Source organism: Shewanella sp. K8, from assembly GCF_028823715.1.
GTDB classification, from domain to species: domain Bacteria; phylum Pseudomonadota; class Gammaproteobacteria; order Enterobacterales; family Shewanellaceae; genus Shewanella; species Shewanella algae.
Genome location: NZ_JAPEHY010000002.1, coordinates 15,782 through 39,957, shown reverse-complemented (window position 1 = coordinate 39,957; position 24,176 = coordinate 15,782). Strand labels below are relative to the sequence as shown.

The window sequence follows — 24,176 nt, the reverse complement described above, 5'->3', positions numbered from 1 at the left end:
ATTGCAATAAGAAAAGCAGCGACTTGTCGCTGCTTTTCTTTTGGCCAACATTTTATTTCTCCATCGAAAGGCTCAGGTGATAACCACCAAAAGGCATTGAGCCGTAATCTAACCGCAGGCCTTTTGCCCTTTGCCTTTGCGGCCATCTTTATCCAGCGGGCAATCGGCGCACATTTGGGTGCAGGGAAGCTTGTGCCGCAGGCAACAGGCGATACGCGGGCTTTGCTGCTTGAGCCTTAGCTTACGCCAAAATGGATGGGCAATCGGTGCAATATCAATCCGTGGCTGCAGCTCAGCTTGCTCGAACATCTCTCTTATCAATTGTTGTCGCCAACTGACGGGCAGTGACAACTCACCCAGATACCAATGCACAATATAGGCTTGATGGCTGAAATGCAGCTTTGATGGCACTGGCCCCAGTTCTGCCAGGCGCTCGACAATGGGAATGAGCAACTGATCGAGTAAGCTTTCCCAACTGGCAAGTTGCCCGGCGGGAGCCGGATGGCTGACATCTGCATCAAGCAGCAGATAGAAGGTTTCCGCCCGGCCGTTATCAAAAGGTTCAAGGTACCAGTTGCCACTGCAAGCTGCAGCCGCAATGGCGCGGTTAAGTGCGCTGCCGGGCTGACTGGCAAACAACCACAGCAGCAGGGGGGGCAGTTGCAGGCCGAAAAACCACTGGCTCCACATGGAGTGCAGTGCCCGGGCGTCTATCTCGGGCTTTGTGGCACAAGTTGTGGACACCTTGGCTTGATAACTCAGGGCAAATTGCTGCAGCAGCGCCGGGTAATGTGCCTGGCTCAAGACTGAGTTCAAGCTGATGGCTTCTTGGGGTAACTGCTCCAGACTCTCTATGGCCTTGAAGTGCTCGCCATAGAAGGCGGCTTTTTGTGCCAATAGTTGGTTGAGCTCGCTGGCAATACTCATTCCCATGACGGCAGTCCTCCGGTGGCATTGTTGGTCGAATCCTCCCCGCCATGGTGCCCGGCGGCTCTGGGCTTTGCTCTGGGTCTGGGGATAATCATCGGGCAGTTGGCCTCGGGATCTGTGATTATGCTGGCATTGATATCGAACACCTGTTCCAGCAGGGCCTCGGTCAACAGTGATTCAGGCGCGCCGCCGGCAATCAACTTGCCATCACGCATCAACAGCAAGTGATCGCCGTAACGCAGAGCCTGGTTGATGTCGTGCAGCACCAATACCAAGGTGCGGCCCTGATCCACCAACGCCCGGCAAAAGTCGAGTACTGCCAGCTGGGAGCGGATATCGAGAAACGAGGTGGGTTCATCGAGCAGCAGCAAGTCGGTTTGCTGCGCCAACACCATCGCCAGCCAGACTCGCTGTTGCTGGCCGCCTGAGAGCTCGGCCACCGGCCTTTGTGCCAGTGTGGTTAACCCTGTGGCAGCCAGGGCTTGGGCAACCGCCTGCTCATCTTGCTCTGACCATTGGTGCCACAGGCTCTGATGAGGGTAACGGCCGCGACTGACCAGCTCCTGCACATCTATTCCTTCCGGTAATTCAGGCTTTTGCACCAGTAGTGCCAGCTCCCTGGCTCTGGCCTTGTTGCTCAACTGCGCCAAGGGGGTGTGACCCAAGATGACCTGGCCGCGTGTGGGCGGCAGTACCTGGCTCAAACACTTGAGCAGGGTCGACTTGCCACAACCATTGGGGCCAAGGATCACCGTCAGCTTACCCTTGGGGATGGCCAGGTTCATGGCGCTTATGATGGGCCGCTGGCCGTACTCGAGATAAAGCTCATGCCCACTGAGGGCAATGTCATAGTCAGGGTATTGGGTCATGATCTTTCTCCTTTCAGTCCCTTGGCCAGTTGCGGTTGTCCCCGGATTTCGCGGCTCAACAGCAGCGCTAGATAGGCGCCGCCGATGAGGGCGGTCAATACGCCCACCGGCAGCCTTTGGTTGCCCGGCAGCAATAAGGTAAGAGTGTCGGCCCCGAGCAGCAACAGTGCGCCTATCAGCGCCGAGCGCAGCAGTGCCAATTGACGATTGCCAAAGCGGGCCAGATGCGGCGCCACCAAGGCGACGAAGGCTACCGGGCCGGCGCAGAGTACGGCTCCCAGCGCCAGCAAGGAGGCAAACAGCAGCGCCAGTGTTTGGCTTTGGCGCACCGGGTTGCCAAGCGCCTGAGCCAGTTCCTGGCCCAAGCTTAGCAGTGACAGACGGCGGGAGAGCAGCAACAGAGCGGGCAGCGCCAGCAGTAACACTGAGGTTATCAGCAGCACATCACCCCAGGTGCGGTGTGCCAGACTGCCGGACAGATACCCCAGCATCTGCTGCGCCTGCTCTCTTTGCACCAGTGTCAGTACAAACTGCACCAGGGCGATGGCAAAGGCGTTGATGGCGATGCCCATCAACACCAGATTGCGGGAAAACTGCCATTGGCGTCCGAGCCCTGCGAAAAACAGCAGGAGCACAACCCCAGTGCCCAAGAGGGCGCCGGGCAGCAATGGCAGTTCCGGCAGCCATAATAACCAGAGGACGGCGCCGGCACTGGCTCCGGCATTGACCCCGAGAATATCCGGGCTTCCCAGCGGGTTACGGCTCAGGCTTTGAAACACGGCGCCGGAGAGCCCCAGCGCCATGCCGGCGCCGAGGGCACACAGGGCCCTTGGCAGGCGTGATTGCCACAAAAGCCAGTTTTCATAGTCGGAGGCTTCGGCAAACAAGGCCTTGGCAAGGCTCACAGGAGCCAGGCCCTGATGTCCCAGCATCAGGCTAAGTAGCAGTGCAGCGCCAAGCAGGATTACGGCCAGCAAGGCGGCTCCAATGGCGCCGGATGAGGGGGCTCTTAAGGTTATCGGGCCCCATTGCCAGATGGGAAAACGGGTTTGTTTCATGACGCCTCCTTCAGGTTTTGACCTCGGGCCATCAGGTACAGAAACGGCGCTCCCAGCAGGGCGACCATGATGCCGGTCAGCAGCTCGGCCGGCGGCATCAATACCCGCGCCAACAGATCTGCCAGTAATACCATGGCGCCGCCTATCAAAGCGGCTCCCGGTAATAGCAGGCGGAAATTGAGTGTCAGATAACGCCTGGCCAGATGGGCACTGGCCAGGCCGACAAAGGCCAGCGGGCCGACAATGGCGGTGGCTGCGGCGCACAGCAAGGTGGCAGCCAGCCAGGCGAGCAGCCCCTGCCAGCCCTGTGAGGCACCGAGCGCCTTGGCGGTATGATTGTCCAGCAGCATCAGATTCAGCGCCGGCGCCAGCAGCCACAAGAGTGCCGCGGCGGGCAGCAGATAGGGCCAGAGCGCATGAAACTCCGGCCAGCCCAGTCCGGACAGGGAGCCCGCCATCCAATACCTGAAACCATCAAATAGCTGTGGGTTCAGCAGCACTCTGGCCTGGACATAGGCCCCGAGCACGGCGCTGATGGCGGCGCCGGCCAGGATCAGCCTGACCGCAGCGGATTGCCCCTGGGATTGCTGCGCCCTGGACATCATATACACCAAGGCGCTGGCCAGCAGCGCCCCGGGCAAGGCCTGCCAGAAGAGACTCAAACCCGCTGTTGCGCTCCATAGCCCCAGAGTGACCAGAGAGGCGCTGGCGCCGGCATTGACGCCGAGCAGGCCGGGATCCGCCAAGGGGTTGCGGCACAGCGCCTGGATAACGCAACCGGCCATTGCCAATGCCATGCCGGCCAACATGCCGCACAGCAATCTTGGCAGCCTTGCCTGTAACACCAGTGACAGATGATCGTCTGCGGCCGGTTGCCAGAGCTTGCCCAGCATAGTCAGCGGTAGCGTGCGGGCGCCAAAGAGCAGGTTGGCCAATACCAGCAGCGCCAGCATCGTCAGCAGCCCAAGCAGGGTTAAAGCGTTACGTCCAAGACGGTTCTGGGACTGGGTATCTCCAGGTTGCAGAAAGATTTTTGGGTGTGTCATCCCGGCCTCCCGTTTTTATTCGATGGCGCGCCTGTATCTGCACCTGAATGGGCGTCTGTATCTGCACCTGGCTGTGTGTCTTGATGCCGGTATGGGCGAGTTTTTTCTTGTTGCTCTGCCAGGGTTTGTTGCAGTTGCGGCACCAGCTTGGGAATAGCCCATTTAACGCTTAGCAGCGAGCCGTAGGAGCTGGCCATCACCAGCGCCGGGTCGGTTATTGCCAGATACCGACCGCGGCGCATGGCAGGCAGACGACGGATAACCGCCATGGCTTCCACCTCGGCTCTGGCCTTGTCTGAGCTGTACCAGCTGAGCAGCAGCTCGGCATCATCCAGCATGTCGGCGCGCTCCAGTCCTATGTGGGCGGCGAAGTGGCCTCGGCTGGCATTGAGCCCAAAAAGTTGTGGTGGCAATACAAACCCCAGCGCCAACAGCAGATCCACTCTGGGATCGCCTGTGACATAAACCGAGAGATTGCCAACTCGACTGGCGGCATTGATATAGGCCAGGCGAACGCCATTGAACTCAGGGTTTTCGGCGGCGACTCGGGCGATATAAGCCCGTTGCTGTTTCAAAAGCGCTTCGGCCTGCAGTTCTTTGCCGAGCGCCTTGGCTATCAGTTCCACCTGCTGCTTAACCGGTGTCAGCCAGGGTTTGTCCGGATAGGCGATGACGGGGGCCAGAGCGCTCAGCTGCAAAAAGCTTTCGCGGGTGATACCGGACTGGGGCGCCAGAATAAGATCCGGTTTCAACGCCAATAATCGCTCCACATCCAGCTCGGGGTAACTGCTGATGATGGCCGGCAGCGGCAGCTCTTGCGCTTCCAATGCCTGGCGAAACCAGGGCAGATAACCCTCTGCATCGCCGCCCCAGTAATGGGGTTCAATGGCGATGGGGACAACCCCTAAGGATAGGGTCCAGTCTTCGGCCCCGGCTCCCAGGGTCACCACTCGCTTGGGCGGCGACTCGATGCAGCTGGTCCCGTGGGCCGTGGTAATGCAAACCGGATAACCGTCTTGCGGCGGTGTTTGGGCTTTGGTTTGCTGAGGGTCATAACAGCCCGCCAGCCCCAGGCTCAGAAACACGATAAGCGCCAACAGGCGCCTTGCTTCACACAACATACTTGTTATTCGCCCCGCAGTGCGGGGCGCTCCTTATTATGGGTAGTTTCACGGCATAACGCGGCTCAGAAACGGTAGTCTAGGGTGACGCTGAAATTACGCGGCGCGCCATACTGGAATTGGTCATAGAAGCCGAGCTGACTGTAATAGCTCTTGTCGAGGGCGTTATCCAGATTGGCTCTCAGGCTCAACTGTTCATTGAACTTGTATCTCGCCATCAACTTCACCAGGGCGTAGCTGCCTTGTTCCACTTCAACCTTTTTTCCGTCTGGTTTTGAGACTTGGCTATAGATGCGGCTCTGCCAGTTGACCCCGGCGCCCAGCTGCAATCCGTGAAGCCAGCCATCGAATTCATAAGTGGTAAAGAGCTTGAGCTGCCGCTCCGGGTTGGTGGTGTTGATTTTTTGCCCTTGGGGATTTTCGGTATCAAACTGGGTGTAGCCCAGGTAAAGATCCCAGTTGTCATTGATGGAGCCGTTGACCTCAAACTCGAAACCCTGGGTCTTGGTGCCGTCGACACTGCGGTAGATGGGGATAGTGCTGTTGGGCAGGCTTTCGCCGGTTCGCTCACCGACATTGTCCTGACGGATCTCAAAGGCGGCCAACGACAAGTCCAGCGCCTCATCGAACAGGCTGGCCTTGATCCCGGCCTCATAGTTGCTGCCCTTGATGGGGTCCAGATAACGGCCATCTGCCTGAACCTTGCTTTGCGGGGTAAAAATGTCCGTGTAGTTGGCATACAGGGCATATTCGTCGCTTAGGGCATAGGTCAGCCCCAGGTAGCCGGTGAACTCACCATCGACCTTATAGTCATGTTTGGCACCAAAGTTATCCTGATCTGTTTCCCAGTTATCCAGGCGGCCACCGAGCACCATGGACAGGGCATCGGTCAGTTCAAGCAGGGAAGCGACATAGACAGCCTGTTGCTTGGTTTCGCCCCAGGAGCCGTAAAGCACCTTATCGCTCCATTGCGGCTTTGGGTAATCAAAGCCGGGTTGGCGGAAGTCTCCCAAAGGTGGCCTGGCGCCGAGAGCGCCATAGTAGGGGTTGGCAAAATCCTGTTTTTGTTGATTGGCGCCGGCCACCAGTTGATGGTTGCGGCCAAAGGCGCTGAAGTTGCCGGACAGCTTGAGATCAAAGGTGTGCTGAGTGCGGCTGCCGTCGATAAAGGCCAAAGAGCCGGGGACCATGCCCTCATTGGTGACGGGATCCGGATTTTTCATGGGCCAGAGCACATCAAACTCCAGGCTGTTGTCACCATAGATATAGCTGCCTTTTAGGCTCCAATCTGGGTTGAAGTGGTGCTCCAGAGTCACGAAGCCGTTGAGCGCATCTGTCTTGGCGGAGGCCCAACTGGGGGCGGTGGATACATGACGGTCGTAATTGGTGCGGTTGCCGTCACTGTCAAACAGCGGCAAGCCGCCGGACATGGTGCCTTCCGGCCTGGTATGCTGGAAATCACTGCCCAGGGCCAGCAGAGTATTGGTTCCCAGATCCGCTTCCAGGATGCCATACAGGGTTTGCCGCTGCTGCTCATATCTGTGTTGCCAGTTTTCCCTGTCCTGATAGGCCAGCACCACCCGGCCACGGATGCTGGCATCCTGATTGAGGCCGCCGGAGAGATCGACTACGCCGCGCAGCATGTCCCAGGAGCCGCTGCTCAGGCTGACGCTGCCCTGAAACTCGGCAGTGGGCCGTTTTCGCACCAAATTGATGGCGGCGGAAGGGCTACCGGCACCCAGCATCAAGCCGGTGGCGCCCCGTACTACTTCAATGCGCTCGTATAGGGCGCTGTCCATCAGGTTATCGCCATAGTTGAAGCGGGTGTCATAGGTGGTTGCCACGCCATCATAGAGAATGCTGCTGACTGAGATCCCGCGGGCGCTGATGGAGTATCTGTCGTTGTCCGAGGGGCGGGCATTGATCCCGGCGACACTGGTCATAACATCTATGACAGAGTTGAGCTGCTGATCTTCAATGGCTTTGGCGGTGACGGCTGTGACAGACTGCGGCGTCTCGAGAAACGAGAGCTTCATACCTGTGGCCGTGCTCATGTCACTAGCCTTGTAGCTCATGGGCTGGCTCTTGGCACCGATTACTGTCAGTACCTCCATCTCTTTCTCCTGTGTTTCGCTCTTGTCGGCGGCGAACACCGGGGCGCTCAATAGCACAGAACAGAGAAGGGCGATGGGGGTCGGCCTGAAGCCATTAAGGGTTTGCATGTTTGTGTCCATTTTCCTGTTACTTCCTGGAAGGTTTACAGGGCCGGGTCTGCAAGACGCTCGGCCTGGGTGGGTGTCACGCCAAAGCTGTGGCTGGCGGCAAAGGGGTGCAGCGGATTGTCGATATCGCCGGCAAAGCGCAGGTTCTTCTCCCTGTCTTCGAGATCTATCATCTGCTGGTTGTTGTTGAGCTGGATCCGGTTCAGACAGGTGCGGACAAAGGTCGGCTGGAACAGATCGTAGCGGCGATACTTATCGGCAAACTGGGGGTGGGAAGCCTGATAATCACGGACCTTTGCGGCCACCAGGCTCCAGAATCCCTGTTCACTCAGGCTGGTGTGGCTATCGAGCAGCGGCGCCATAAAGCGGAAGATACAGTCGAAAATATCCAGCAGTATGTAGTTGAGCTTCATCTCCTCTTCGAGCGAGACCGCCAGTTGCGCCACCCGTCCCGGCAGCGGCGCACTGCCGTTGAGAATTGCGACTTCTTCGCCTATGTCCTTCATCAATATGGTGACAGGCACCTTGTCATCCAGCACCAGAATAAGGTTCTCGCCATGGGGCATAAACACTAGATCGTAGGCAAAGAAGGCGTGCAGCAAGGGGGTAAGGTAAAGATCCAGCAGCCGGCTCATCCAGTCGTGGGCACTCAGGGGGGAAGCCTCGATAAGCGCCGCCAGCAGGCTCTGCTGCTGATTGTCCTGGTGCAGCAGCGCAGCCAGTGTCATCAGTTGCTGTCCGGGTTTTACCAAAGGCTCGCCCTGGAAGCTGAGAGCATAAGGGCTTTCACGCCACAGTGCCGAGAGCATCTTCTTGTAGGGGGTGTCTTTCTCCAGCGCCTGCTCATAGTATCTGTGGTGATAGCCTATGGCGGCGATTTCCCTGAGCAGCACAAATCTTTGATTGGCAAAGAAAGGGTCGCTGTCGATAAGCTCGGCGACAAAGGCATTGATCTCCGGGGTTCGGCTCATGTAGTAGGGCGATAAACCCCGCATAAAGCCCATATTGAGAATCGACAGCGCCGTCTTCACGTAACAGCGCTTGGGTTGGCTCAGGTTGAAGAAGGTGCGGATGGATTGCTGCACCTGATATTCATCACGGCCTTGTCCCAGGTGAATGAGGCGGTCACGGGCCAGATCGGCGGCAAATATGCGGCTGATCTTTTCGCGCCACTGCCATGGATGAACGGGCATCAGAAAATAATCGTCCGGGTTTTTGCCCTGTTGCCGGATCTTCTGCTCAAATCTGAGCAACAAGGCATCGCCCAACTCATCTTGCAGCAGTTGGCGATAGTCGAGCCCGGCTATCAGCGCCAGGCTGGTATGTTCACTGCTGACCGCCAGCCACTCGAGTTGCAACGGTTGGCCGCTCTCCGGCGTAAAGGCCCGCCAGTCATCGACATCAAAACCTATGCGGCCGTTGTTGGCGACAAACACAGGATGGCCTTCGGTCATGGCCGCTTCTATCTGCTGATAGTCGCAATCCACCAGCTCCTGCACCGGCTTTGCCTGCCACAGAAGTTTGAAGGCCTTGCTGTAGAGGGTGCTGGTGATCTCTTCAAGATAAGTGGGCAGCAATGCATCGCTTATGCCGAGTCTCTCCTTGAGGGCGATGATAAGCAGCATGGCGTCCGGCTGTTGCTGCTCGCCATCTTTGAAACACTCGATGGAATCCGGCGCTATCTGCAGGTGATCCAGCTGATAACGGCGACCGCTGAAGCGGTAGCAGAGCTGACCATCCCGGGTATCCAGCTTGAGCTGCCAACAGGCCTCTTGCTCTGCCTCTGCTGGCAATAACAGCTCTGGCACTATTAGCTTTTCATGACTGAATTCACTGAGAATTTTCGCCAGCAGATGGCGGCTCGCCTGGTTCCAGATGGCAGGCGTCAGATGGCTGAGACGGGTCTGTTCGATAATGGATGCTGTCATTGTGTGGCTCCTGTTGCCAGTGCGGCACTGAACCCAGGCAGGGTGCAAAAACCCAGCATGGCTTGTTTGTTTTCGAGTTGAATGGCGTGGCTGTAGCAGATGCCTACCGCACGGTTCAGCGGGTGAATCTTTTGGTTGTTGATATCCGGCTCTACCACCAGGCGGGCAAAGCCCAGATGCTGCAGTATCAGAGACACTACAGCCGTGATGGCCTGGCGGCTGAAACCGCGCTGCGGCTTAGTGGGAGGAGCCAGCAGCAAATGCATGCCGCAATCGCCGTGTTGGCAGTCAAAGTGTTGGCCCACTTCATCAAAGCGGGGATCGTACAGCTCGGTATAGAGCACAGGCTCCGCGCCGCGATAGGCCATCAGGCCAAACTTATCTGCAGTGGGGGCGAGCTCAACGCGGCGCTCGGTGGGCGTTAAGGATTGCATGCCCCAGAAGGCGGCATAGTCGCGGCCGAGCCAGTCGCTCAGGGTGTCAAAGTGCTCGCTTTCCCGATAGGCACAAAAATCAAAGTCGTTGACCTTGAGGCGCTTGCCCGGCGCAAAGCCGTATCTGGCGCTGAAGCCGGCCGTGTCTGCAGCCGGATTAACTGCTGTTTGAGAGGCCATCAGCTGGCCTCCCGCTGCAACGCTTGATTGCTGCTTTGCCGGCGTTTGGGCGCACTGGCGTCTTGCTTGGGAATACCAAAGCTTTGGAAGGCAATTTGCTGCTCTATCTCGTAAGGTGCTTTGCCCAGGATCTGCCGCAATATGGTGGCGTTGCGATAGCAGCCCATTCCCAGATCCGGCGAACACAGCCCGTGGGTGTGCAGCCCCAGATTCTGAACAAAAATTCGCCCGGCCTTGTCTATGTGATAATGCCGCTGGACATCGGGCTCGCCCTTTTGATCGAACAGCAGCTGCGAGTGGAGCGGCTCTAGAAAATCCGGCAATCGGTAGCAGTAGCCGGTGGCCATCACCAGTGCCGAACTGGTCAGCTCGAACTCCTGCTCAAGCTCTGTATGTCTGCAACCCAGCAGCAGTTGCTGTCCGTCGCTGTGAACGCTTTGCAGTGCCGTGTTGGTCAGCAGTTGTACATCAAAGTCACAGTGCAGGCGTTTTTGGTAAAGCAGATCATAGATGCTGTTGATCAGATCGGCGTTGATCCCCTTATAGAGGCTCTTCTGTGAGCCGATAAGTTCGCGGCGCTGTGCCTCGGGCAGGGCGTGGAAATAGTCGATATATTCCGGCGAGGTCATTTCCAGAGTCAGCTTGGTGTATTCGAGCGGGAAGAATCTTGGCGAGCGGGTGAGCCAGCGCAGGCGATAACCGTATTTGTCGATATCCAGCAGCAGATCTTCGAAGATCTCTGCCGCGCTTTGGCCACTGCCGACTATGGTGATGTCATTTTGGCTCTGCAGTGCCTGTTTACGGTGCAGATAGTTGGCCGAGTGCAGTACTCGCTTGTCGGCGCCGGGGCAGAAGTGGGGCATCCAGGGCTGGGTACCGGTTCCCAGCACCAGGTGACGGGCGCGCAGGCTCTGCTCTTGGCCACTGACTCTGTCCTGTCCCCTGACCAGATAGGTGTCGGTTTCGGCATCGAAACTGACCCGGGTGACCTTGAAATTGAATTTAAGGTTACTCAGCTCGGCGCAGACCCATTGGCAGTAGAGATTATATTCCTGCCGCGGCAGGAAGAAGCTTTCGCGAATATAGAAACTGTAGAGTCGGCCGGTTTGTTTGGCGAAGTTCAAATAGCTGTAGCGGCTGGTGGGATCGGCCATGGTCACCAGATCCGACATGACAGGGGTCTGCAATCTGGACGATTCCAGCAACATGCCGGGATGCCAGTCGAAACCGGCGCCGGCATCGACAAACAGACACTCAAGACCATCAAGCGGCTCGGCCAGGGCCGCCAGGCTCAGGTTAAAGGGGCCTATCCCTATGCCCAGGGTATCGTAGACTTTGGTTTGCATCAGTTCCTCCTCAGGCGCTGCAAAGCGCGCTGGTCTTGTAGTGACGGGCCTGCTCGCGACCGATTTTGCAGATGTCGGTCAATACGGCTTCGATATCCTCGAGACGGGTGTGAGGGTTGAGCAGGGTAAACTTGAGATATTGGCTGCCGGCCACCTTGGTCGCTGCAATCATGGCGCGCCCTTCGCGGGCCAGGCGGGCACGGATATGGCGATTGCATTCATCCAGTTCGGCGCTGCCGAGCGCCGGGTCGTTGAAGCGAAACACCAGGGTAGTCAGCGACGGGCGCTGCGCCGTCTGCAACTCGGGGAAACGGCTAAAGCTTTCATAAAGCTCGGCTGTGGTGGCAATCAGGGTGTCGAACATCTCGCCTATGGCATCCGGTCCGGCGGCTCTCAGGCTCAGCCACAACTTAAGGGCATCAAACCTGCGGGTGGTCTGCAGGCTCTTGTTGACCAGATCCGGCACTCCGGCCTGGGCCTGGGACTCAGGGTTGAGGTAATCGGCATGGTAGGTGAGGTAACCGAGCACGCCTTTGTCCTTGACCAACAGCGCCGAGCAGCACACGGGCTGGAAGAAGGACTTATGGAAATCCAGGCTGACAGAGTCGGCCAACTCTATGCCTTCGAGGCGTTGGCGCTGAGTGCGTGACAGCAACAAGGCGCCGCCGTAGGCCGCATCCACATGCAGATAACAGCCGAACTCGCGGCAAAGGGCAGCTATGGGCGCTATGGGATCTATGGCGCCAAAGTCAGTGGTCCCAGCGGTAGCGACCACGGCGATGGGGATCAGTCCTGCCGCTTTGAGCTGCCTGAGTTTGCCCGCCAGTGCCTTGGGATCCATGCGCCGATTGGCATCACAACCGACACTAACAACCGCCTCGTGTCCCAACCCTAAAAGTGCGGCCGCCTTTTGAATGCTGAAATGGCTGAATTCAGAGCAGAGAATGCGGTAGCGGCGGGCATTGGCAGCCAGGCCGGCCAGAACATTGCCTCTGTGACCCGGCTCAAGGCTGCCGGCCAACTCTCTGGCAAGCAGCAGCGCCATCAGGTTGGACTGGGTGCCGCCGGTAGTGAAGACACCGTCGGCAAATCCTTGATATCCCACGCGCTCGCAGGCCCAGTCGATAACCTTCTGTTCAATCAGAGTCCCGCCGGCGCTCTGATCCCAGGTTTCCACCGCAGTATTGATGGCAGAACTCAACTGCTCGGCCAACAAGGATGTGAGCATTACAGGGCAGTTGAGGTGGGCCAGATAATCAGGGTGTTGGAAGTAGATGGCGTGGCTGAGATAGAGCTTGTCCAGTTCGGCCAGAACTTGCTTCATGTCCCCGAGGGGGCGGTCAAGATTGATATCGGAAAATGCGCTTTGCAGCTCTTCGGGGCGAATGCCACTGCTGGGGCCATCCAGCCGTTCAAGGCGGTGTTTCAGGGTATCCATGCCCAGTTGCATCAAGCGGGAGTAGTGGTGTTCGGGTGCGATACCAAAGAGTTCAGTGTGGGGAGCGAACGGCAGGTGGCCGGCGGCATCATAGCTCGGGTCATTGCTCGCCTGTTCAGGCTCCATGCTGGGGTGTGTCACTTTTGCCTCCTTTGCGACTGACATGAGGTCAGTCATCAATGACAAGTCACCCAGGGACAGGAACTACTTCGGCCTTTCCCTGGGCCATTCCTTTTTTGCTGTCATCCGTTTCTCAACTACAGCGGCGACAAATTAGCATGCACTCAAATACAAATGCAAATGATTCTCAATTGATTTGTGTAAAGATGTAACTGGTCTGATTAGAAGCCTGTACCGATAACCACAAACTGGTCGGATAAAGACAGCATTTACAGCATTGGGAGCGACTGATTTGAGAGCGATTTGCTCAAGAGTGACGGAATTCCCATTGGCTCCGCCGGAGGTGAGGTAAAGGACGGGAGTCGAAGACGGTGGAGCAAGCTTGCTCAAATGCCTCTTAACTGGGCCGACTAAATTCCCCAACATAGGCACGAATGGAGAATTAACTCACTGCCATATAAGCACTAAACTGAGTATATTCATCACAAGAGGAATTTTTGAGGAGCAGGGGATGAATGCCACAGCCGGTCGTCCTAAAGGCCATTCAGGGGCCCGGGATGCTTTGATAGAAGCCGCGCGCAGCTGCTTTACCCTGAAGGGGTATGAGCGGGTTTCCACCCGAGAGCTGGCACGCAAGGCGGGAGTGGATGCGGCGATGATCCGTTATTACTTCGGCTCCAAGGCAGGCCTGTTTGAGGCTATGGTCAGAGACACAATCGCTCCAGTGCTGGAAGCCTTCAAACACTACAATGCCGCGCAAAGTCATCAATCTACCTCTGAGGGCTCTTCAAACAGCTTTGAGCCCAGCAAGATGAGTCTTGATTCGAGCAAGAAAAGGCCCGAGTCAGGTTTTGGCGGGCCATTTGAGCTGATGCAGGTCTATTACCGCGCTATGGCCGCCAACCCGGCCTTGCCCGGGCTTATCATCCAGGTATTGAATCACAGAGAAGGCAGTGAAGCCTTCGATGCCCTTGCCAGCGTATTCAGTGACATGCTCAGCCGCTCGAGGCTGTGGATCCGCCAGCTTGGGCAACATCAAGGCCTTAATCCCAACCTGGACCCTACCTTGGCACGGCTGAGTTTTGTCAGCCTGATGGTGTTTCCGCTGATCGCCCCGGCCCATCTGATGCGGGACTTCGGTGTCGAATTGAATGAAACCTGGCTCAAACAGCTGGCAGAGCACAATGCCAAAGTCCTGCATCAAGGCTTATTGCGCCAGGATATTGCCGCCAACCCAGGCAGTGAGGAACCCCAATGAACAAGATATCCCTGATACTGACAGCGACACTATTGCTGTTGCAAGCTTGTGGCGACAACGGCGAAAGCCGCGCCATGGGCACTCTGGAGCGGGATCGTATCCAGCTTTCAGCCCCCGTTGCCGAGCAGATAGCCGATATCCATGTAGCCGAGGGTGACAAGGTCGAGGCGGGGCAGTTGTTGCTGCAATTGGACAGCCGCAGCGCGGCAGCCAGAGTGGCACAGCGCCGCGCCGAATTGGCTGAGGCCGGCGCCAGGCTTGATGAGTTGCAACAAGGCGCCAGGGTAGAAGAGCGGCGGGCGGCCAGAGCCGCCATAGAGGCGGCAACGGCAGCCGCGACCGAAGCCAGACTCAGATATCAGCGCACCCGCGAACTGTTTGTCGCCAAAGTGGTGGGGCAGGCGGAGTTGGATGCGGCCATCGCCGAGCGGGATCACACCAAGGCCTTGGTCGAGCAGGCCAATGAACAATGGCTGCAACTGGAAAACGGTACCCGCAGCGAACAACTGGCCCAGGCCGAAGCCAGAGTGGCTGCCGCAGCGGCGGCGCTCAAGGCCGAGGAGAAAGCCTTGGACGACCTCAGTCTCAGGGCGCCGCTGGCATCAGAGGTGAACATATTGCCCTGGAAGAGGGGCGATCGAGTGGCTCAGGGCACTCAACTTGTCGCGCTTTTGGCGCTGGATAAACCCTATGCCAGAGTCTATCTGCCGCAAACGGCCATCAGTAAGCTTTCCCGCGGCGACAAGCTGGAGGTCTGGGTCGATGGGGTGGAACAGCCGCTCAAAGGCACTGTCAGAAATATCCGTTCCCAACCGGCATTTACCCCGTTTTATGCCCTTAATGAGCGCGATCGTGCCAGATTGATGTATCTGACGGATATCGATGTCGAGGGCGCCGAGTCTCTGCCCTCAGGGCTGGCGCTGGAGGTACGACTGCCATGACTCAGTCAGCTGATGCCGGTGCTTCTTCGGCCATTCAAACTCCCCTGGTCATTGAAGCTCATGGGCTGACCCGGCGCTTTGGTGAGTTGACCGCGGTGGATAATCTCAGTCTCGCCATTCCCCGTGGCAGCATTTACGGCTTTCTCGGCCCCAACGGTTGCGGCAAGTCCACTGCGATTCGGCTGCTTACCGGCCTGTTGTTGCCGGATGCCGGTGAGGTGACCGTATTGGGAGAGCCGCTTGCCGGTAACGAAGAGAGGCTCAAGCAACGTATAGGTTATATGACCCAGAAGTTCTCTCTCTACGATAATCTGTCTGTGCTGGAGAACCTCAGATTTGTTGCCAGTATTTATGGCCTGTTCGGCCGCCGCGGCAAGGCGCGCATCGAAGAGCTACTGCATCTATATAGCTTGGAGGGCAGGGAGTCTCAGTTGGCCGGCTCCATGAGTGGTGGTCAGAAGCAGCGTCTGGCACTGGCCTGCGCCACACTACACTCCCCCGAGCTGTTGTTTCTCGATGAACCCACCTCGGCGGTCGATCCGGAAAACCGCCGCGAGTTTTGGGAGCGGCTGTTCGATCTCTGCGCCGCCGGGACCACTATTTTGGTTTCAACCCACTACATGGACGAAGCAGAGCGCTGCCATGCATTGGCAATCCTTGAGCGCGGCGCCAAGCGGGCCGATGGCTCCCCGGCCGAACTGATGCAGCAGATGGGCGCCAGCGTGGTGGAAGTGAGCGGTGAGCAGCTAAGGGCGCTCAAACAGCAGCTGGTGGCCTTACCTGAGGTTGTTTCTGCCGCTCAGGTAGGCACCCGGCTCAGGGTGTTGGTGCGGCGTGATGCCACAGATCCCATCGCCTTTCTCAGCCCCTATTGCGATGGGCACAAGCTCGCCATGGCGCGCCCCAGTCTCGAAGATGTGTTTGTATCCTGCACCGGAGGTCGACATGTGGGCTAGGATATTGGCAATCATGCTCAAGGAGCTCAGGCAGTTGTCGCGGGATAGGATGACCTTCGGCATGATAGTGATGATCCCTCTGGTGCAGCTGTTGCTGTTCGGCTACGCCATCAATACCGATGCCAGGCATCTGCCCGCCGGCTTGGTGGATATGTCCGCCAGCAGCTATAGCCGGGCCTTGGTGCAGGCGGTAAAGGCCACCCAAGTGGTGGACTTCAAGGCAAGATATGCCTCTATCGAACAGGCCGAGGCGGCCATCACCTCGGGAGAAGTGCGCGCCGTGCTCTATTTGCCGGCGGATCTCAATGCCCGGCTGGTGAATCATCCAGCCTTCGACCGTCGTCAAAGCGACAGCCAGCTTACCCGGCCCGTGGCTCAGTGGCTGGTGGATGGCTCGGATACGGTTATCGCCGCCGCGATTCGTAGCCTGAGAAGCATGCCGCTGGATGAAGTGGCCGGTTTCAGCAGCCAAAACCGGGTGCCAAGTTTTGAGGTGGTGCAGTATTTCAACCCGGAGCAGCGAACTGTGGTTAACATAGTGCCCGGCTTGCTGGCGGTGATTTTGACCATGACAATGATCATGTTCACCTCTGCCGCCATTGTCAGGGAAAGAGAGCAGGGCAATATGGAGTTTCTGATCACCACCCCGGTCAAACCCATGGAGCTGATGGTGGGGAAAATCATCCCCTATGTGCTGGTGGGGCTTATTCAGGTGAGTATTATCCTCAGCGTGGGCCACTTCCTGTTCGGTGTGCCTGTGCGCGGCGGTCTGGACAGCTTGTTGCTGGCCTCTTTGTTGTTCATCTTTGCCAGCCTCAGCCTGGGCCTGGTGATCAGCACTATTGCCAAGACCCAATTGCAGGCGATGCAGCTGACGGTATTTATCCTGCTGCCCTCTATTCTGTTGTCAGGCTTTATGTTTCCTTACGAAGCTATGCCAATTGCGGCGCAGTGGATAGCCGAAGCGCTGCCGGCGACCCACTTTATGCGTATGGTGCGCGCCATAGTCCTGCGTGAGGCCGATATCCTGATGTTGGCTAAAGATGCCTTTTGGCTGGGGGCGTTCACCCTGGGAGGCGTGTTGCTCGCTTCATTGAGGTTCCGTAAGCGTTTGGGATGAGCGCTGTGGTTCAGCGCTCTTCATCTCTGAGGGTCAACACTTCATAGCCGGTATCTGTCACCAGTATGGTGTGCTCCCACTGGGCCGAGAGTTTTTTATCCCGGGTCACTACAGTCCAGCCATCTTTCTTGGTCTTTATTTTGGCGCCGCCCTGATTGATCATCGGCTCTATGGTAAAACACATACCGGCTCGCAGTTCCAAGCCGCTGGCGGCGCGGCCATAGTGCAGTACCTGGGGCTCTTCGTGCATCTCCCGCCCTATGCCATGACCACAGTATTCCCTGACCACACTGTAGCCCTGGGATTCGGCATACTGCTGAATCGCATGGCCAATATCCCCGAGGCGGGCACCGGGCCTGACCATCTTGATCCCTCGCCACATGGCTTCATAAGTGGCCTGTACCAGGCGTTTGGCCAAAGGCGATGCCTGTGGCATCAGGTACATCTTGCTGGAGTCGGCAATAAAACCATCTTTTTCGAGGGTAATATCCAGATTGACAATATCGCTGGCCTTCAGCAACTGCTGCTCCGACGGAACCCCGTGACACACGACTTCATTGACCGAACTGTTGAGCACATAGGCATAGCCGTATTGGCCCTTGCTGGCCGGGCGCGCCTTAAGCTCGTTGACGATAAAGTCTTCTACTCTGTCGTTGATGGCCATGGTCGAGATGCCGGGAACAACAAAGTCGTCCAACATGGCAAATACCTTGGCAAGCAGAGCGCCTGAGCGGCGCATCAGCTCGGCTTCAGCCGCGGTTTTTAAATGAATTTTTCTTTTTTGATCAAGCATTTTGTGCTCCAGGTACCTTGATGGCTTCCCGCTGATACAGCTCGGCCATCAGCTCATTGAAACTCCGGTCGGGATTAAGCTCGGCCAGCATGCCCATCTTGATCCAAAACTCCGCCTGGGCGTTGATGGAGCGCGCCATCAGGCCGCTGGCCTTGCGCAGCTCCTCATGGAGTTCATCGGATATCTTGATAATTCCCATATGCTAAAAATACACTTTATATATAAAACATATATGAATCGTATACTTTGTGGTGGTGAAAGAAAAGCATGTTGGTTGAAAGATTGCGGTGCCTTAAGAAAGTGTGGCGTTGTCAGAAAAGGGCTTAAGGCTGTTCTTTAGACAAGCATAAGCAACCTTGGTCATATTTTGCAGAGGCGAGCTGATGGGCGGCTATGATGTTAAAAAGCCTGCTTGGGGAAGCAGGCTTGAGATTGAGCTCGAGGGTGAAGGTGAAGCTAGAGAACCGTTTGCTGCTCGTCTTCCGTTGGGCTGAAAGCGAGAGCCGGTTTTAACAGCTTTGGTTTATAACGGCTTGGGTCTTAGCCGTTTTGCTCAGAATGCTTTTGTTCAAAGGCAAGCGAGGCTTAATTTGTTGCCAGCGGCAGATGGGCCTTGCTGCCCCAGTCGGCCCAGGAGCCATCGTAGAGTATCAGGGCATCGAGGCGTACCTGATAGGCCGCCAGGATTAAAATACAGGCGGTGATCCCTGAGCCGCAACTGAAGATCAAAGGTTTGCCGCTGCGTCTGGCGTCCATGGCACCCAGATGTAGAAAAATCTGCTCCAGTGCCGGCTGAGGTTTCAGGCTGTCGCCATCCAGCACTTCGGCAAACGGCAGATTCACGGCGCCGGGAATATGGCCGCTGCGCACGCCTTCTCTGGGTTCGGGACTCTGGCCGAGAAAGCGTGAACTGGCCCTGGCATCCAGTATCATGGCCTGCTTGCCTGCCAAGGTATCCAATACCTGGGGGGCGTTACAGACCTTTTCCGCTTGATATTGCCCACAGGCGTTACCGCGCGGAAACTCGGTCGCCGGCTTGTCGGCACAGAGGCGCTGCTCTTTGAGCCATTTGGGCAGACCGCCGTCGAGAACAAACACCTGCTCAAAGCCCATGACCTTGAAACACCACCAGCCCCGGGGCGATGAGTAGATGCCCTGGTTGTCATAGATGACGACAGTGCTGTCCTGGTCGATGCCGAGCCGCTGCACCAGCTCGGTAAACTGGGCCTGACTCGGCAGGGCGTGTAACTCACTGGACTGCAGATCTGTGCACTCCCGCTCCAGATCCAGCCGCCGGGCACCGGCAATAAAGCAGGGCTCATCGTAGACTATCGGCTCGCGGCCTATCACCTTGTCCATGCTGGCATCCAAAATGACCAACTTGGGATCAGAAAGATGAGCGGCCAACCACTCGCTGCTTACCAGTGCAGATTGCATCTCGACTCCTTAAGCTCGGTAACGGCACCAAGCAATGAAACTTGGCCCAAATTACTGGAGCGCTACGGATTTCTCAAGCTGTTATTGCCACAGAACCTCTATAGGCGATTATTCTCAATAGTTATTGGCATGCGGTTTGGATTGCAGCCTTAGCAGCACTTTGCAGGCTGGCATCAATAATGGCCTCAAACTGTGGCTGTTGTCCGGCGGGCAACAGCTCCCTTAGCATTTCCCGGCGCTTCTCTTCACCGAGCAGGCGTTCGGCCAGCCAGGCACACAGATACATGGCCGACAGGCAGCCACCGGCGGTAGCTATGTTGCCTCTTATCACCAAAGGTTCATCCAGTACTTCGGCACCTGTCTTTTGCAATGCCGTTTTGGCATCCGGATGCGTGGTGGCCGCGCGGCAATCCAGTAACCCCAATCTTTGCAGGATAAAGGAACCGGCGCAGATAGAGCCGAGCAGTTGCTTGTTGGGATCCAACTCAAAAGTATTGATAAAGTCCGGGTCTTGCAGCGCCAGCGGGATCCCCTGTTTGCCGCTGATAAACAGCACGGCATCAGCCTGGTTGGCTTCGCGAATATGGCCCTGCATCTCAATCTCAAGACCCAATGCCGATTTGTGACTTTTGTTGCTGCCGAGCAGCTTGACCTGCCAATCATTCTGGATGCGGCCCACTATGTCCCACATCAAAAACAGATCGATATCGGTAAATTCATCGAAAGCCACTATGGCGATAGTGGGTTTCTTGTCCGCCGCACTATAGCTGGCGCTCGGAGTTTGGGCGTTTGGTGAAGTATAAACAGACATACAGCCTCCTTGTCTGGTATCAGTTTGACAATTGGGTTCTTCAGGAATGTTATTCAATGCCAATGCAAGCCGGGATTCAGTCTCTGAACTCTTCGTCATAGGCCAGGCCGCTGACATCTGCCAGCTCTTTACCCAGCTCCTGCATTGCGGCCTTGCCCTTACGTCTCAGCAGGGTCACTCTCTGACCATCCTTGAGCATCAAGATCAAGTCCCAGTATCTGGGCTCGCCGAAGTGGGGGCAGAGGCAAAATCCGCTGATTTCGGCCAGTGGCACCTTGAGTTGCCCTATGGGGTAGATACTGCGAATACTGTGCACCAGCACACAGGTATCCTTGTCTATCAAGATTTTATGGCGACAGAACAACGCGTGCCAGCCGAGTGTTGCCCCCATGGCCCAACCGAGCAGCAATTCAGGGTTAAGCCCGAAATACACCTGTGCCAGAGTCAGCGCCGCCAGCGGCAGGCCGATTAACCAGGTCCAGCGGCCAAACACCAACTCGGCCCTTTGTGAGGAGTACTTGTTCCAGTGCGCCATGGCTCAGCTCCCTAAGCGTGTCAGTAGCAGTCCGAGCAGGGCAAAAAGCGGCAGCGGCAGTGCCAGTTTCCACATCAGGTGTTGCTCCCAAATGGGTCGGTACTGACTGATGGATTGGCCAGTTTGAGTCGCGGCTTTCAGAGGCTTGGTTTCGGTATGGGGGGATTTTGCGGCCTGGCTCTCGGCCTCCGGCGGCGCCAAGTCGCTTGGAGCTGCGTCAAAGGGCACGGCTTTCAACTCGGGCCATGCAGTGACTTTTTCATAGACTTCAAGTTCATAAACTTCAAGTTCATTGACTGCGCGCGGGCCGGCGCAGCCGCGCAAAAAGCCTATCAATGCCAGCGCCTCGGCCATATCTGTCAGGGTGTGGCGCTGTCCGAGCAGCACCAGCTGTACCCCATTGGGCGTTTGTGCCAGTGGGGTAATATGAATAGAGAGTTGACTGTAGGGCAGGGTTTTACGGGGCTTGGCTTTTATACGCCACCAGCCAGTGTATTTTTGAATCTCAGCGCTTTTGGGGTCAAACAGCCAACGCCTTCTCACCCCCAAACAGCCAGTTGCCAGAGTTAACAACAGCAAGGCCGAGACGGCATGAAATACCTGTGATTTTCCTGTCAGCACCACAGCCATTAAACTTGAGGCCGACAGGGGAACCAGCATGATAAAGCCCCAGATTGTAGCCAGGGTTTGCTGTCTGCCAATAAAGTAGGCTCGTCCATCGGCATCCAGATTTAAGTGCCAACGAGCGCCGCGGGGCAGAGCGCGATATTTTTTGTTTAACTCATCTTCCTTGGACATCAATCAGTTATCCTTTTGAGGTATCAAGCGCCAGATGCAAAATAGGGAAGGGCTTACCCATGGCATCGAGTGCCGAGCGGGAGATCTGTTTAAAGCCTTGATGGCGGTAGAATCCGACCGCCTGTGGGTTTTGCTCATTGACATCGACCAAGTTGGCGCCGAGGTCTTCGATGGCATGCTTGAGCAGGGCACTGCCTACGCCTTGGCCGCGAGCCCGGCTGTGAACAAACAGCATCTCTATCTTGTCGTCTGCTACGCCCAGAAAGCCGACAATGGCTTTGGCTTCATCTCGTATACATCTGAGCGTCACCGCCGGGAAGGCCTTATCGAGGATCAGCGGCTTGAAAAAGGCGATATCGGCTTCGCTGATAAAGTCGTGGGTGGCGCGCACTGAATCTTCCCAGACTTGCAGCAGCTCAGCAAAGTCGGCACTGGATGGGGTTTCAATGTTCATATCTTGTGGTTTTCCAATCCTGGGTCGGGTTGTGGTGCTCTTTGAGAGCCAGGCCGAGCAGGATGCGCTCATCTTTCCCCGGCGAGTTGCATGGTTTATATCCATGGGCTTAATTAGGCTCTGGTTAGCGCTACTCAGCCCCTGAGGTTATTGCCCGGCTTGCACCATTTGCAGAATTTTGCGGGCCTTCTCAAAGTGATCCAGTTTATGGGTCTGGATCCACCAGGTTGCGGCCTCCATGAGCAACTCGGGATCATCATTCTTGTTGGCAAAGAAGGCATAGAAGGAGACGCCAACATTTTCGCCCTTCTGGGCGATTTTTTGCTGGCAGACATGGATAACTTTTTGTCGCAGGCTGGCACGCATCTCGATTGTTCCCTCAATCTGGAAAGTCATTTTTAGGTGTTTTGCTGTTGCAACTGAGCTTGTTGCGCCTTGGTCAGTTTACTGACAACCAGGGCGTAGGATGCCTCAATCAGGTCACGGAGCATATCCTCGCTGACCTCACCATTCAAGGTTAGCGTGAACCAATGCTGCTTATTCATGTAATAGCCGGGCACTATCGCCTCAAAGCTATCGATCAGTGCCAGCACGTCGGCAGGTTTGGCCTTGAGTGTCACCCTCGGGGGCGTTTCCTGCTCGGCCAGCAGAGCAAACATCTTACCCATGACCTTATAGACTCTGGCCTCAGGACCAAAAGGATAGTCGGCAGTGGCGTTGGGGCATTGCTGTAACAGTTTCTTGAGTTGTGTCAGTGTCATGGCGTTCTCTGTCATTTTGGGGGAGTATAATAATACCGGCTTCAGTCGACGTTTTGTTGATAACCGAACAGGACAAGCGTATCGGTCCCAAATTGGCAAGGGAGCTGACCTAGGGTTTTCAGTTCCGTGCTCAGCTCTGAAAATAAATCTGTCATCTCGTTTGCTCCCCAAGCCGATATTCTGGCTGGACGTTTTACTTTCAACTTGTCTATCTCGTTGTAGCTGACTGAACATCTGACATAAGTAAAGTGTGTCGTACCCAGCTCAGATAGAATCAGATCGGCGCGTTCGACATCCAGTGGAAAGTCTTCATCCTGCAGGCGTTTGAGCTGTAGATAGACGGGGTACTTGGCCAGAACAGTCAATACCTTGCGCCACTTGGTGTTACTCATGAGTCCGTGCATGGAACAAGTCTCTAAATTGAACAAGGCGCAAACACGCTCTCAGGAGAAAAGGCATATTGCAGCCAGGCCTTCAGCCATTGAAGCGTTTACACATAAAATACCTGTCCGGACTGCCGGGAATTCCGCTGACCGAACCGACAACTGCAAACCCTTGTTTGGCATAAAATGCCGGCGCCTGAAACGACAAAGTGTCGAGCTGCGCAGCCAGGCACCCCCGTTTGATTGCCTCTTGCTCGCACAGAGCCATTAAGCGGCTGCCAAGACCTGAACCTCTATGCTCCTTCGCGACCCAAACAACCTCAATCAGCAACTGGCGATAGATGCTGCGGCCACTCACGCCACCAATGAGTTGTCCCTCGGAATCGCGGGCGATTGCGGCCAGAGGTTGGCTAGTTTCGTTTATATAGCTGTGATTATAGGTTCTGAGCTTGTCGATAAGCTCATTTTGCAGGTCATCATCAACTTGCTGTAAAAGGTCAATCTGCATACCGATTTCCTTGAGTTGTTGTTGGTTGTTTTGGATCCAGTCTTAATCAAATCAGGGGTTAAGGCTGCTGTCATTTTATGCTCAAGGCCCAAGCTCAAGGCTAATGCTCAAGGTTGAGTGTCGCGTTATCTATCAAGGTCAGATATCCCTGCTCTTCGGTCAGTTTGATCAAAACCGACAAGGTGACTTCCCTTAACGGTTCGCTTGTATCAGCAAGGCCCGCGTCGATGGAAAAGCTGTACTCTGTGGGTGTCTCGGTATTTATCAACGCCTGCACTTGCCTGAAACTGCTTATTGCCGTTTCAGAGAGTGCCAATTGGTAATGATGTTTCATAGGGCTGGTGCTGAACAGTCCCTCGTTTTGGGGGATAATCTCAGTCGATTCCAGTCTGAGCGGGAAGCGATAACTGGATATTCCCTTACTGCTATCCAGCTCCAGGGTCAGTTCAGTGGTATCAAGGTCGAGTTTGCCCGGCGCATCGATAAGGATCTGCGATCTGATGACTTGCGGGTTTAATTGAACAAAATCCTGCTCATCGAAGGAGCTTAGACTGAGCATGGTGCCAAGTGGAATATTGGCACAACCGACAATAAAAAAGCTTATCCCAAAAACAGCTAACATCCTTTTTATCATTATTCTTTCCCTGTCCTTTATACAATCAAGTCTGATAGTGAATTTGGATTTGCTGATGAGCATGCTAATCGAGCCATTGCCCGGATTGCTCCAGG

26 protein-coding genes are annotated in these 24,176 nt (G+C 56.2%); 4 read left to right on the top strand and 22 right to left on the bottom strand.

Going from position 1 to position 24,176, the window contains the following annotated elements; all coding sequences use genetic code 11:
- Positions 1 to 108: 108 nt before the first annotated feature.
- From fhuF to ON072_RS01600, 10 genes are all read right to left on the bottom strand, one after another.
- Positions 109 to 933 carry a siderophore-iron reductase FhuF gene (gene fhuF / locus ON072_RS01645; protein WP_144224571.1) on the bottom strand — a complete coding sequence of 275 codons (825 nt, stop codon included), beginning with the start codon at positions 931 to 933 and terminating at the stop codon, positions 109 to 111.
- Positions 924 to 1,799, bottom strand: a complete 876-nt coding sequence (locus ON072_RS01640) for an ABC transporter ATP-binding protein (protein ID WP_144224570.1) — start codon at positions 1,797 to 1,799, stop codon at positions 924 to 926. The genes fhuF and ON072_RS01640 overlap by 10 nt, the downstream gene beginning before the upstream one ends.
- Positions 1,796 to 2,857, bottom strand: a complete 1,062-nt coding sequence (locus tag ON072_RS01635; protein WP_261752735.1) for a FecCD family ABC transporter permease — start codon at positions 2,855 to 2,857, stop codon at positions 1,796 to 1,798. The genes ON072_RS01640 and ON072_RS01635 overlap by 4 nt, the downstream gene beginning before the upstream one ends.
- The gene (locus tag ON072_RS01630; protein WP_144224566.1) at positions 2,854 to 3,903 is read right to left on the bottom strand and encodes a FecCD family ABC transporter permease; all 1,050 of its coding nucleotides are present in this window, start codon (positions 3,901 to 3,903) and stop codon (positions 2,854 to 2,856) included. Before ON072_RS01630 ends, ON072_RS01635 begins: the two co-directional genes overlap by 4 nt.
- Positions 3,900 to 5,024 (bottom strand): iron-siderophore ABC transporter substrate-binding protein, encoded by a 1,125-nt coding sequence (locus ON072_RS01625; RefSeq protein ID WP_144224564.1) that lies wholly within the window; start codon positions 5,022 to 5,024, stop codon positions 3,900 to 3,902. Before ON072_RS01625 ends, ON072_RS01630 begins: the two co-directional genes overlap by 4 nt.
- Positions 5,025 to 5,089: 65 nt before the next feature.
- Positions 5,090 to 7,246 carry a TonB-dependent siderophore receptor gene (locus tag ON072_RS01620; protein WP_425383253.1) on the bottom strand — a complete coding sequence of 719 codons (2,157 nt, stop codon included), beginning with the start codon at positions 7,244 to 7,246 and terminating at the stop codon, positions 5,090 to 5,092.
- Between the two features lie 35 nt (positions 7,247 to 7,281).
- Positions 7,282 to 9,174, bottom strand: coding sequence for an IucA/IucC family protein (locus ON072_RS01615; RefSeq protein ID WP_144224560.1), 1,893 nt, complete (start codon positions 9,172 to 9,174; stop codon positions 7,282 to 7,284).
- The gene (locus ON072_RS01610) at positions 9,171 to 9,788 is read right to left on the bottom strand and encodes a GNAT family N-acetyltransferase (RefSeq protein WP_144224558.1); all 618 of its coding nucleotides are present in this window, start codon (positions 9,786 to 9,788) and stop codon (positions 9,171 to 9,173) included. The genes ON072_RS01615 and ON072_RS01610 overlap by 4 nt, the downstream gene beginning before the upstream one ends.
- Positions 9,788 to 11,134, bottom strand: a complete 1,347-nt coding sequence (locus ON072_RS01605; RefSeq protein WP_144224556.1) for a lysine N(6)-hydroxylase/L-ornithine N(5)-oxygenase family protein — start codon at positions 11,132 to 11,134, stop codon at positions 9,788 to 9,790. The genes ON072_RS01610 and ON072_RS01605 overlap by 1 nt, the downstream gene beginning before the upstream one ends.
- A 10-nt stretch (positions 11,135 to 11,144) precedes the next feature.
- Positions 11,145 to 12,713 carry a pyridoxal phosphate-dependent decarboxylase family protein gene (locus tag ON072_RS01600; protein WP_197021448.1) on the bottom strand — a complete coding sequence of 523 codons (1,569 nt, stop codon included), beginning with the start codon at positions 12,711 to 12,713 and terminating at the stop codon, positions 11,145 to 11,147.
- Between the two features lie 490 nt (positions 12,714 to 13,203).
- Between ON072_RS01600 and ON072_RS01595 the strand changes: the two genes are divergently transcribed.
- The 4 genes from ON072_RS01595 to ON072_RS01580 are packed head-to-tail and all read left to right on the top strand — an operon-like array spanning position 13,204 to position 16,967.
- Positions 13,204 to 13,950: a TetR/AcrR family transcriptional regulator gene (locus ON072_RS01595; protein WP_144224554.1), complete on the top strand. Its 747-nt coding sequence runs from the start codon at positions 13,204 to 13,206 to the stop codon at positions 13,948 to 13,950.
- Positions 13,947 to 14,891 (top strand): HlyD family secretion protein, encoded by a 945-nt coding sequence (locus ON072_RS01590; RefSeq protein ID WP_144224552.1) that lies wholly within the window; start codon positions 13,947 to 13,949, stop codon positions 14,889 to 14,891. The genes ON072_RS01595 and ON072_RS01590 overlap by 4 nt, the downstream gene beginning before the upstream one ends.
- On the top strand, positions 14,888 to 15,847 hold the full coding sequence (locus ON072_RS01585; protein ID WP_144224550.1) for an ABC transporter ATP-binding protein: 960 nt from the start codon (positions 14,888 to 14,890) through the stop codon (positions 15,845 to 15,847). The genes ON072_RS01590 and ON072_RS01585 overlap by 4 nt, the downstream gene beginning before the upstream one ends.
- Positions 15,837 to 16,967 carry an ABC transporter permease gene (locus ON072_RS01580; RefSeq protein WP_144224548.1) on the top strand — a complete coding sequence of 377 codons (1,131 nt, stop codon included), beginning with the start codon at positions 15,837 to 15,839 and terminating at the stop codon, positions 16,965 to 16,967. Before ON072_RS01585 ends, ON072_RS01580 begins: the two co-directional genes overlap by 11 nt.
- Before the next feature lie 10 nt (positions 16,968 to 16,977).
- Here ON072_RS01580 and map read toward each other — a convergent pair whose 3' ends face one another.
- The 12 genes from map to ON072_RS01520 all read right to left on the bottom strand — a co-directional run bounded on the left by map (position 16,978) and on the right by ON072_RS01520 (position 24,069).
- Entirely contained in the window at positions 16,978 to 17,760 is a 783-nt protein-coding gene (gene map, locus ON072_RS01575) for a type I methionyl aminopeptidase (protein ID WP_025010682.1), read from the bottom strand.
- Positions 17,753 to 17,959 (bottom strand): ParD-like family protein, encoded by a 207-nt coding sequence (locus tag ON072_RS01570; RefSeq protein ID WP_025010681.1) that lies wholly within the window; start codon positions 17,957 to 17,959, stop codon positions 17,753 to 17,755. The genes map and ON072_RS01570 overlap by 8 nt, the downstream gene beginning before the upstream one ends.
- Positions 17,960 to 18,345: 386 nt before the next feature.
- Complete coding sequence (locus tag ON072_RS01565; RefSeq protein ID WP_144133849.1) at positions 18,346 to 19,197, bottom strand: sulfurtransferase; 852 nt, start codon at positions 19,195 to 19,197, stop codon at positions 18,346 to 18,348.
- 121 nt (positions 19,198 to 19,318) lie between these two features.
- Positions 19,319 to 20,008 carry a DJ-1/PfpI family protein gene (locus ON072_RS01560; RefSeq protein WP_144133851.1) on the bottom strand — a complete coding sequence of 230 codons (690 nt, stop codon included), beginning with the start codon at positions 20,006 to 20,008 and terminating at the stop codon, positions 19,319 to 19,321.
- A 76-nt stretch (positions 20,009 to 20,084) separates the two neighbouring features.
- A complete protein-coding gene (locus tag ON072_RS01555) occupies positions 20,085 to 20,543 on the bottom strand; it encodes a hypothetical protein (protein WP_025010679.1) in 459 nt (152 codons plus the stop codon).
- 3 nt (positions 20,544 to 20,546) lie between these two features.
- Entirely contained in the window at positions 20,547 to 21,341 is a 795-nt protein-coding gene (locus ON072_RS01550) for a hypothetical protein (RefSeq protein WP_274625932.1), read from the bottom strand.
- A gap of 7 nt (positions 21,342 to 21,348) precedes the next feature.
- Positions 21,349 to 21,795, bottom strand: a complete 447-nt coding sequence (locus ON072_RS01545) for a GNAT family N-acetyltransferase (RefSeq protein ID WP_025010677.1) — start codon at positions 21,793 to 21,795, stop codon at positions 21,349 to 21,351.
- Positions 21,796 to 21,942: 147 nt separating this feature from the next.
- The gene (locus ON072_RS01540) at positions 21,943 to 22,161 is read right to left on the bottom strand and encodes a DUF6500 family protein (RefSeq protein ID WP_028780256.1); all 219 of its coding nucleotides are present in this window, start codon (positions 22,159 to 22,161) and stop codon (positions 21,943 to 21,945) included.
- 32 nt (positions 22,162 to 22,193) lie between these two features.
- The gene (locus ON072_RS01535; protein WP_107004626.1) at positions 22,194 to 22,556 is read right to left on the bottom strand and encodes an MmcQ/YjbR family DNA-binding protein; all 363 of its coding nucleotides are present in this window, start codon (positions 22,554 to 22,556) and stop codon (positions 22,194 to 22,196) included.
- Positions 22,557 to 22,597: 41 nt separating this feature from the next.
- Positions 22,598 to 22,948 carry a hypothetical protein gene (locus tag ON072_RS01530; RefSeq protein ID WP_107004627.1) on the bottom strand — a complete coding sequence of 117 codons (351 nt, stop codon included), beginning with the start codon at positions 22,946 to 22,948 and terminating at the stop codon, positions 22,598 to 22,600.
- 82 nt (positions 22,949 to 23,030) lie between these two features.
- Positions 23,031 to 23,447: a GNAT family N-acetyltransferase gene (locus ON072_RS01525; RefSeq protein WP_274625931.1), complete on the bottom strand. Its 417-nt coding sequence runs from the start codon at positions 23,445 to 23,447 to the stop codon at positions 23,031 to 23,033.
- A gap of 100 nt (positions 23,448 to 23,547) precedes the next feature.
- A complete protein-coding gene (locus ON072_RS01520) occupies positions 23,548 to 24,069 on the bottom strand; it encodes a hypothetical protein (RefSeq protein WP_129585955.1) in 522 nt (173 codons plus the stop codon).
- Positions 24,070 to 24,176 lie beyond the last annotated feature (107 nt).

Excerpts from the sequence above, each read along its gene's own strand:
- fhuF (WP_144224571.1), bottom strand. The coding sequence starts at position 933 with ATGGGAATGAGTATTGCCAGCGAGCTCAACCAACTATTGGCACAAAAA.
- ON072_RS01640 (WP_144224570.1), bottom strand. The coding sequence starts at position 1,799 with ATGACCCAATACCCTGACTATGACATTGCCCTCAGTGGGCATGAGCTT.
- ON072_RS01635 (WP_261752735.1), bottom strand. The coding sequence starts at position 2,857 with ATGAAACAAACCCGTTTTCCCATCTGGCAATGGGGCCCGATAACCTTA.
- ON072_RS01630 (WP_144224566.1), bottom strand. The coding sequence starts at position 3,903 with ATGACACACCCAAAAATCTTTCTGCAACCTGGAGATACCCAGTCCCAG.
- ON072_RS01625 (WP_144224564.1), bottom strand. The coding sequence starts at position 5,024 with ATGTTGTGTGAAGCAAGGCGCCTGTTGGCGCTTATCGTGTTTCTGAGC.
- ON072_RS01620 (WP_425383253.1), bottom strand. The coding sequence starts at position 7,246 with ATGCAAACCCTTAATGGCTTCAGGCCGACCCCCATCGCCCTTCTCTGT.
- ON072_RS01615 (WP_144224560.1), bottom strand. The coding sequence starts at position 9,174 with ATGACAGCATCCATTATCGAACAGACCCGTCTCAGCCATCTGACGCCT.
- ON072_RS01610 (WP_144224558.1), bottom strand. The coding sequence starts at position 9,788 with ATGGCCTCTCAAACAGCAGTTAATCCGGCTGCAGACACGGCCGGCTTC.
- ON072_RS01605 (WP_144224556.1), bottom strand. The coding sequence starts at position 11,134 with ATGCAAACCAAAGTCTACGATACCCTGGGCATAGGGATAGGCCCCTTT.
- ON072_RS01595 (WP_144224554.1), top strand. The coding sequence starts at position 13,204 with ATGAATGCCACAGCCGGTCGTCCTAAAGGCCATTCAGGGGCCCGGGAT.
- ON072_RS01590 (WP_144224552.1), top strand. The coding sequence starts at position 13,947 with ATGAACAAGATATCCCTGATACTGACAGCGACACTATTGCTGTTGCAA.
- ON072_RS01585 (WP_144224550.1), top strand. The coding sequence starts at position 14,888 with ATGACTCAGTCAGCTGATGCCGGTGCTTCTTCGGCCATTCAAACTCCC.
- ON072_RS01580 (WP_144224548.1), top strand. The coding sequence starts at position 15,837 with ATGTGGGCTAGGATATTGGCAATCATGCTCAAGGAGCTCAGGCAGTTG.
- map (WP_025010682.1), bottom strand. The coding sequence starts at position 17,760 with ATGCTTGATCAAAAAAGAAAAATTCATTTAAAAACCGCGGCTGAAGCC.
- ON072_RS01570 (WP_025010681.1), bottom strand. The coding sequence starts at position 17,959 with ATGGGAATTATCAAGATATCCGATGAACTCCATGAGGAGCTGCGCAAG.
- ON072_RS01565 (WP_144133849.1), bottom strand. The coding sequence starts at position 19,197 with ATGCAATCTGCACTGGTAAGCAGCGAGTGGTTGGCCGCTCATCTTTCT.
- ON072_RS01560 (WP_144133851.1), bottom strand. The coding sequence starts at position 20,008 with ATGTCTGTTTATACTTCACCAAACGCCCAAACTCCGAGCGCCAGCTAT.
- ON072_RS01555 (WP_025010679.1), bottom strand. The coding sequence starts at position 20,543 with ATGGCGCACTGGAACAAGTACTCCTCACAAAGGGCCGAGTTGGTGTTT.
- ON072_RS01550 (WP_274625932.1), bottom strand. The coding sequence starts at position 21,341 with ATGTCCAAGGAAGATGAGTTAAACAAAAAATATCGCGCTCTGCCCCGC.
- ON072_RS01545 (WP_025010677.1), bottom strand. The coding sequence starts at position 21,795 with ATGAACATTGAAACCCCATCCAGTGCCGACTTTGCTGAGCTGCTGCAA.
- ON072_RS01540 (WP_028780256.1), bottom strand. The coding sequence starts at position 22,161 with ATGCGTGCCAGCCTGCGACAAAAAGTTATCCATGTCTGCCAGCAAAAA.
- ON072_RS01535 (WP_107004626.1), bottom strand. The coding sequence starts at position 22,556 with ATGACACTGACACAACTCAAGAAACTGTTACAGCAATGCCCCAACGCC.
- ON072_RS01530 (WP_107004627.1), bottom strand. The coding sequence starts at position 22,948 with ATGAGTAACACCAAGTGGCGCAAGGTATTGACTGTTCTGGCCAAGTAC.
- ON072_RS01525 (WP_274625931.1), bottom strand. The coding sequence starts at position 23,447 with ATGCAGATTGACCTTTTACAGCAAGTTGATGATGACCTGCAAAATGAG.
- ON072_RS01520 (WP_129585955.1), bottom strand. The coding sequence starts at position 24,069 with ATGTTAGCTGTTTTTGGGATAAGCTTTTTTATTGTCGGTTGTGCCAAT.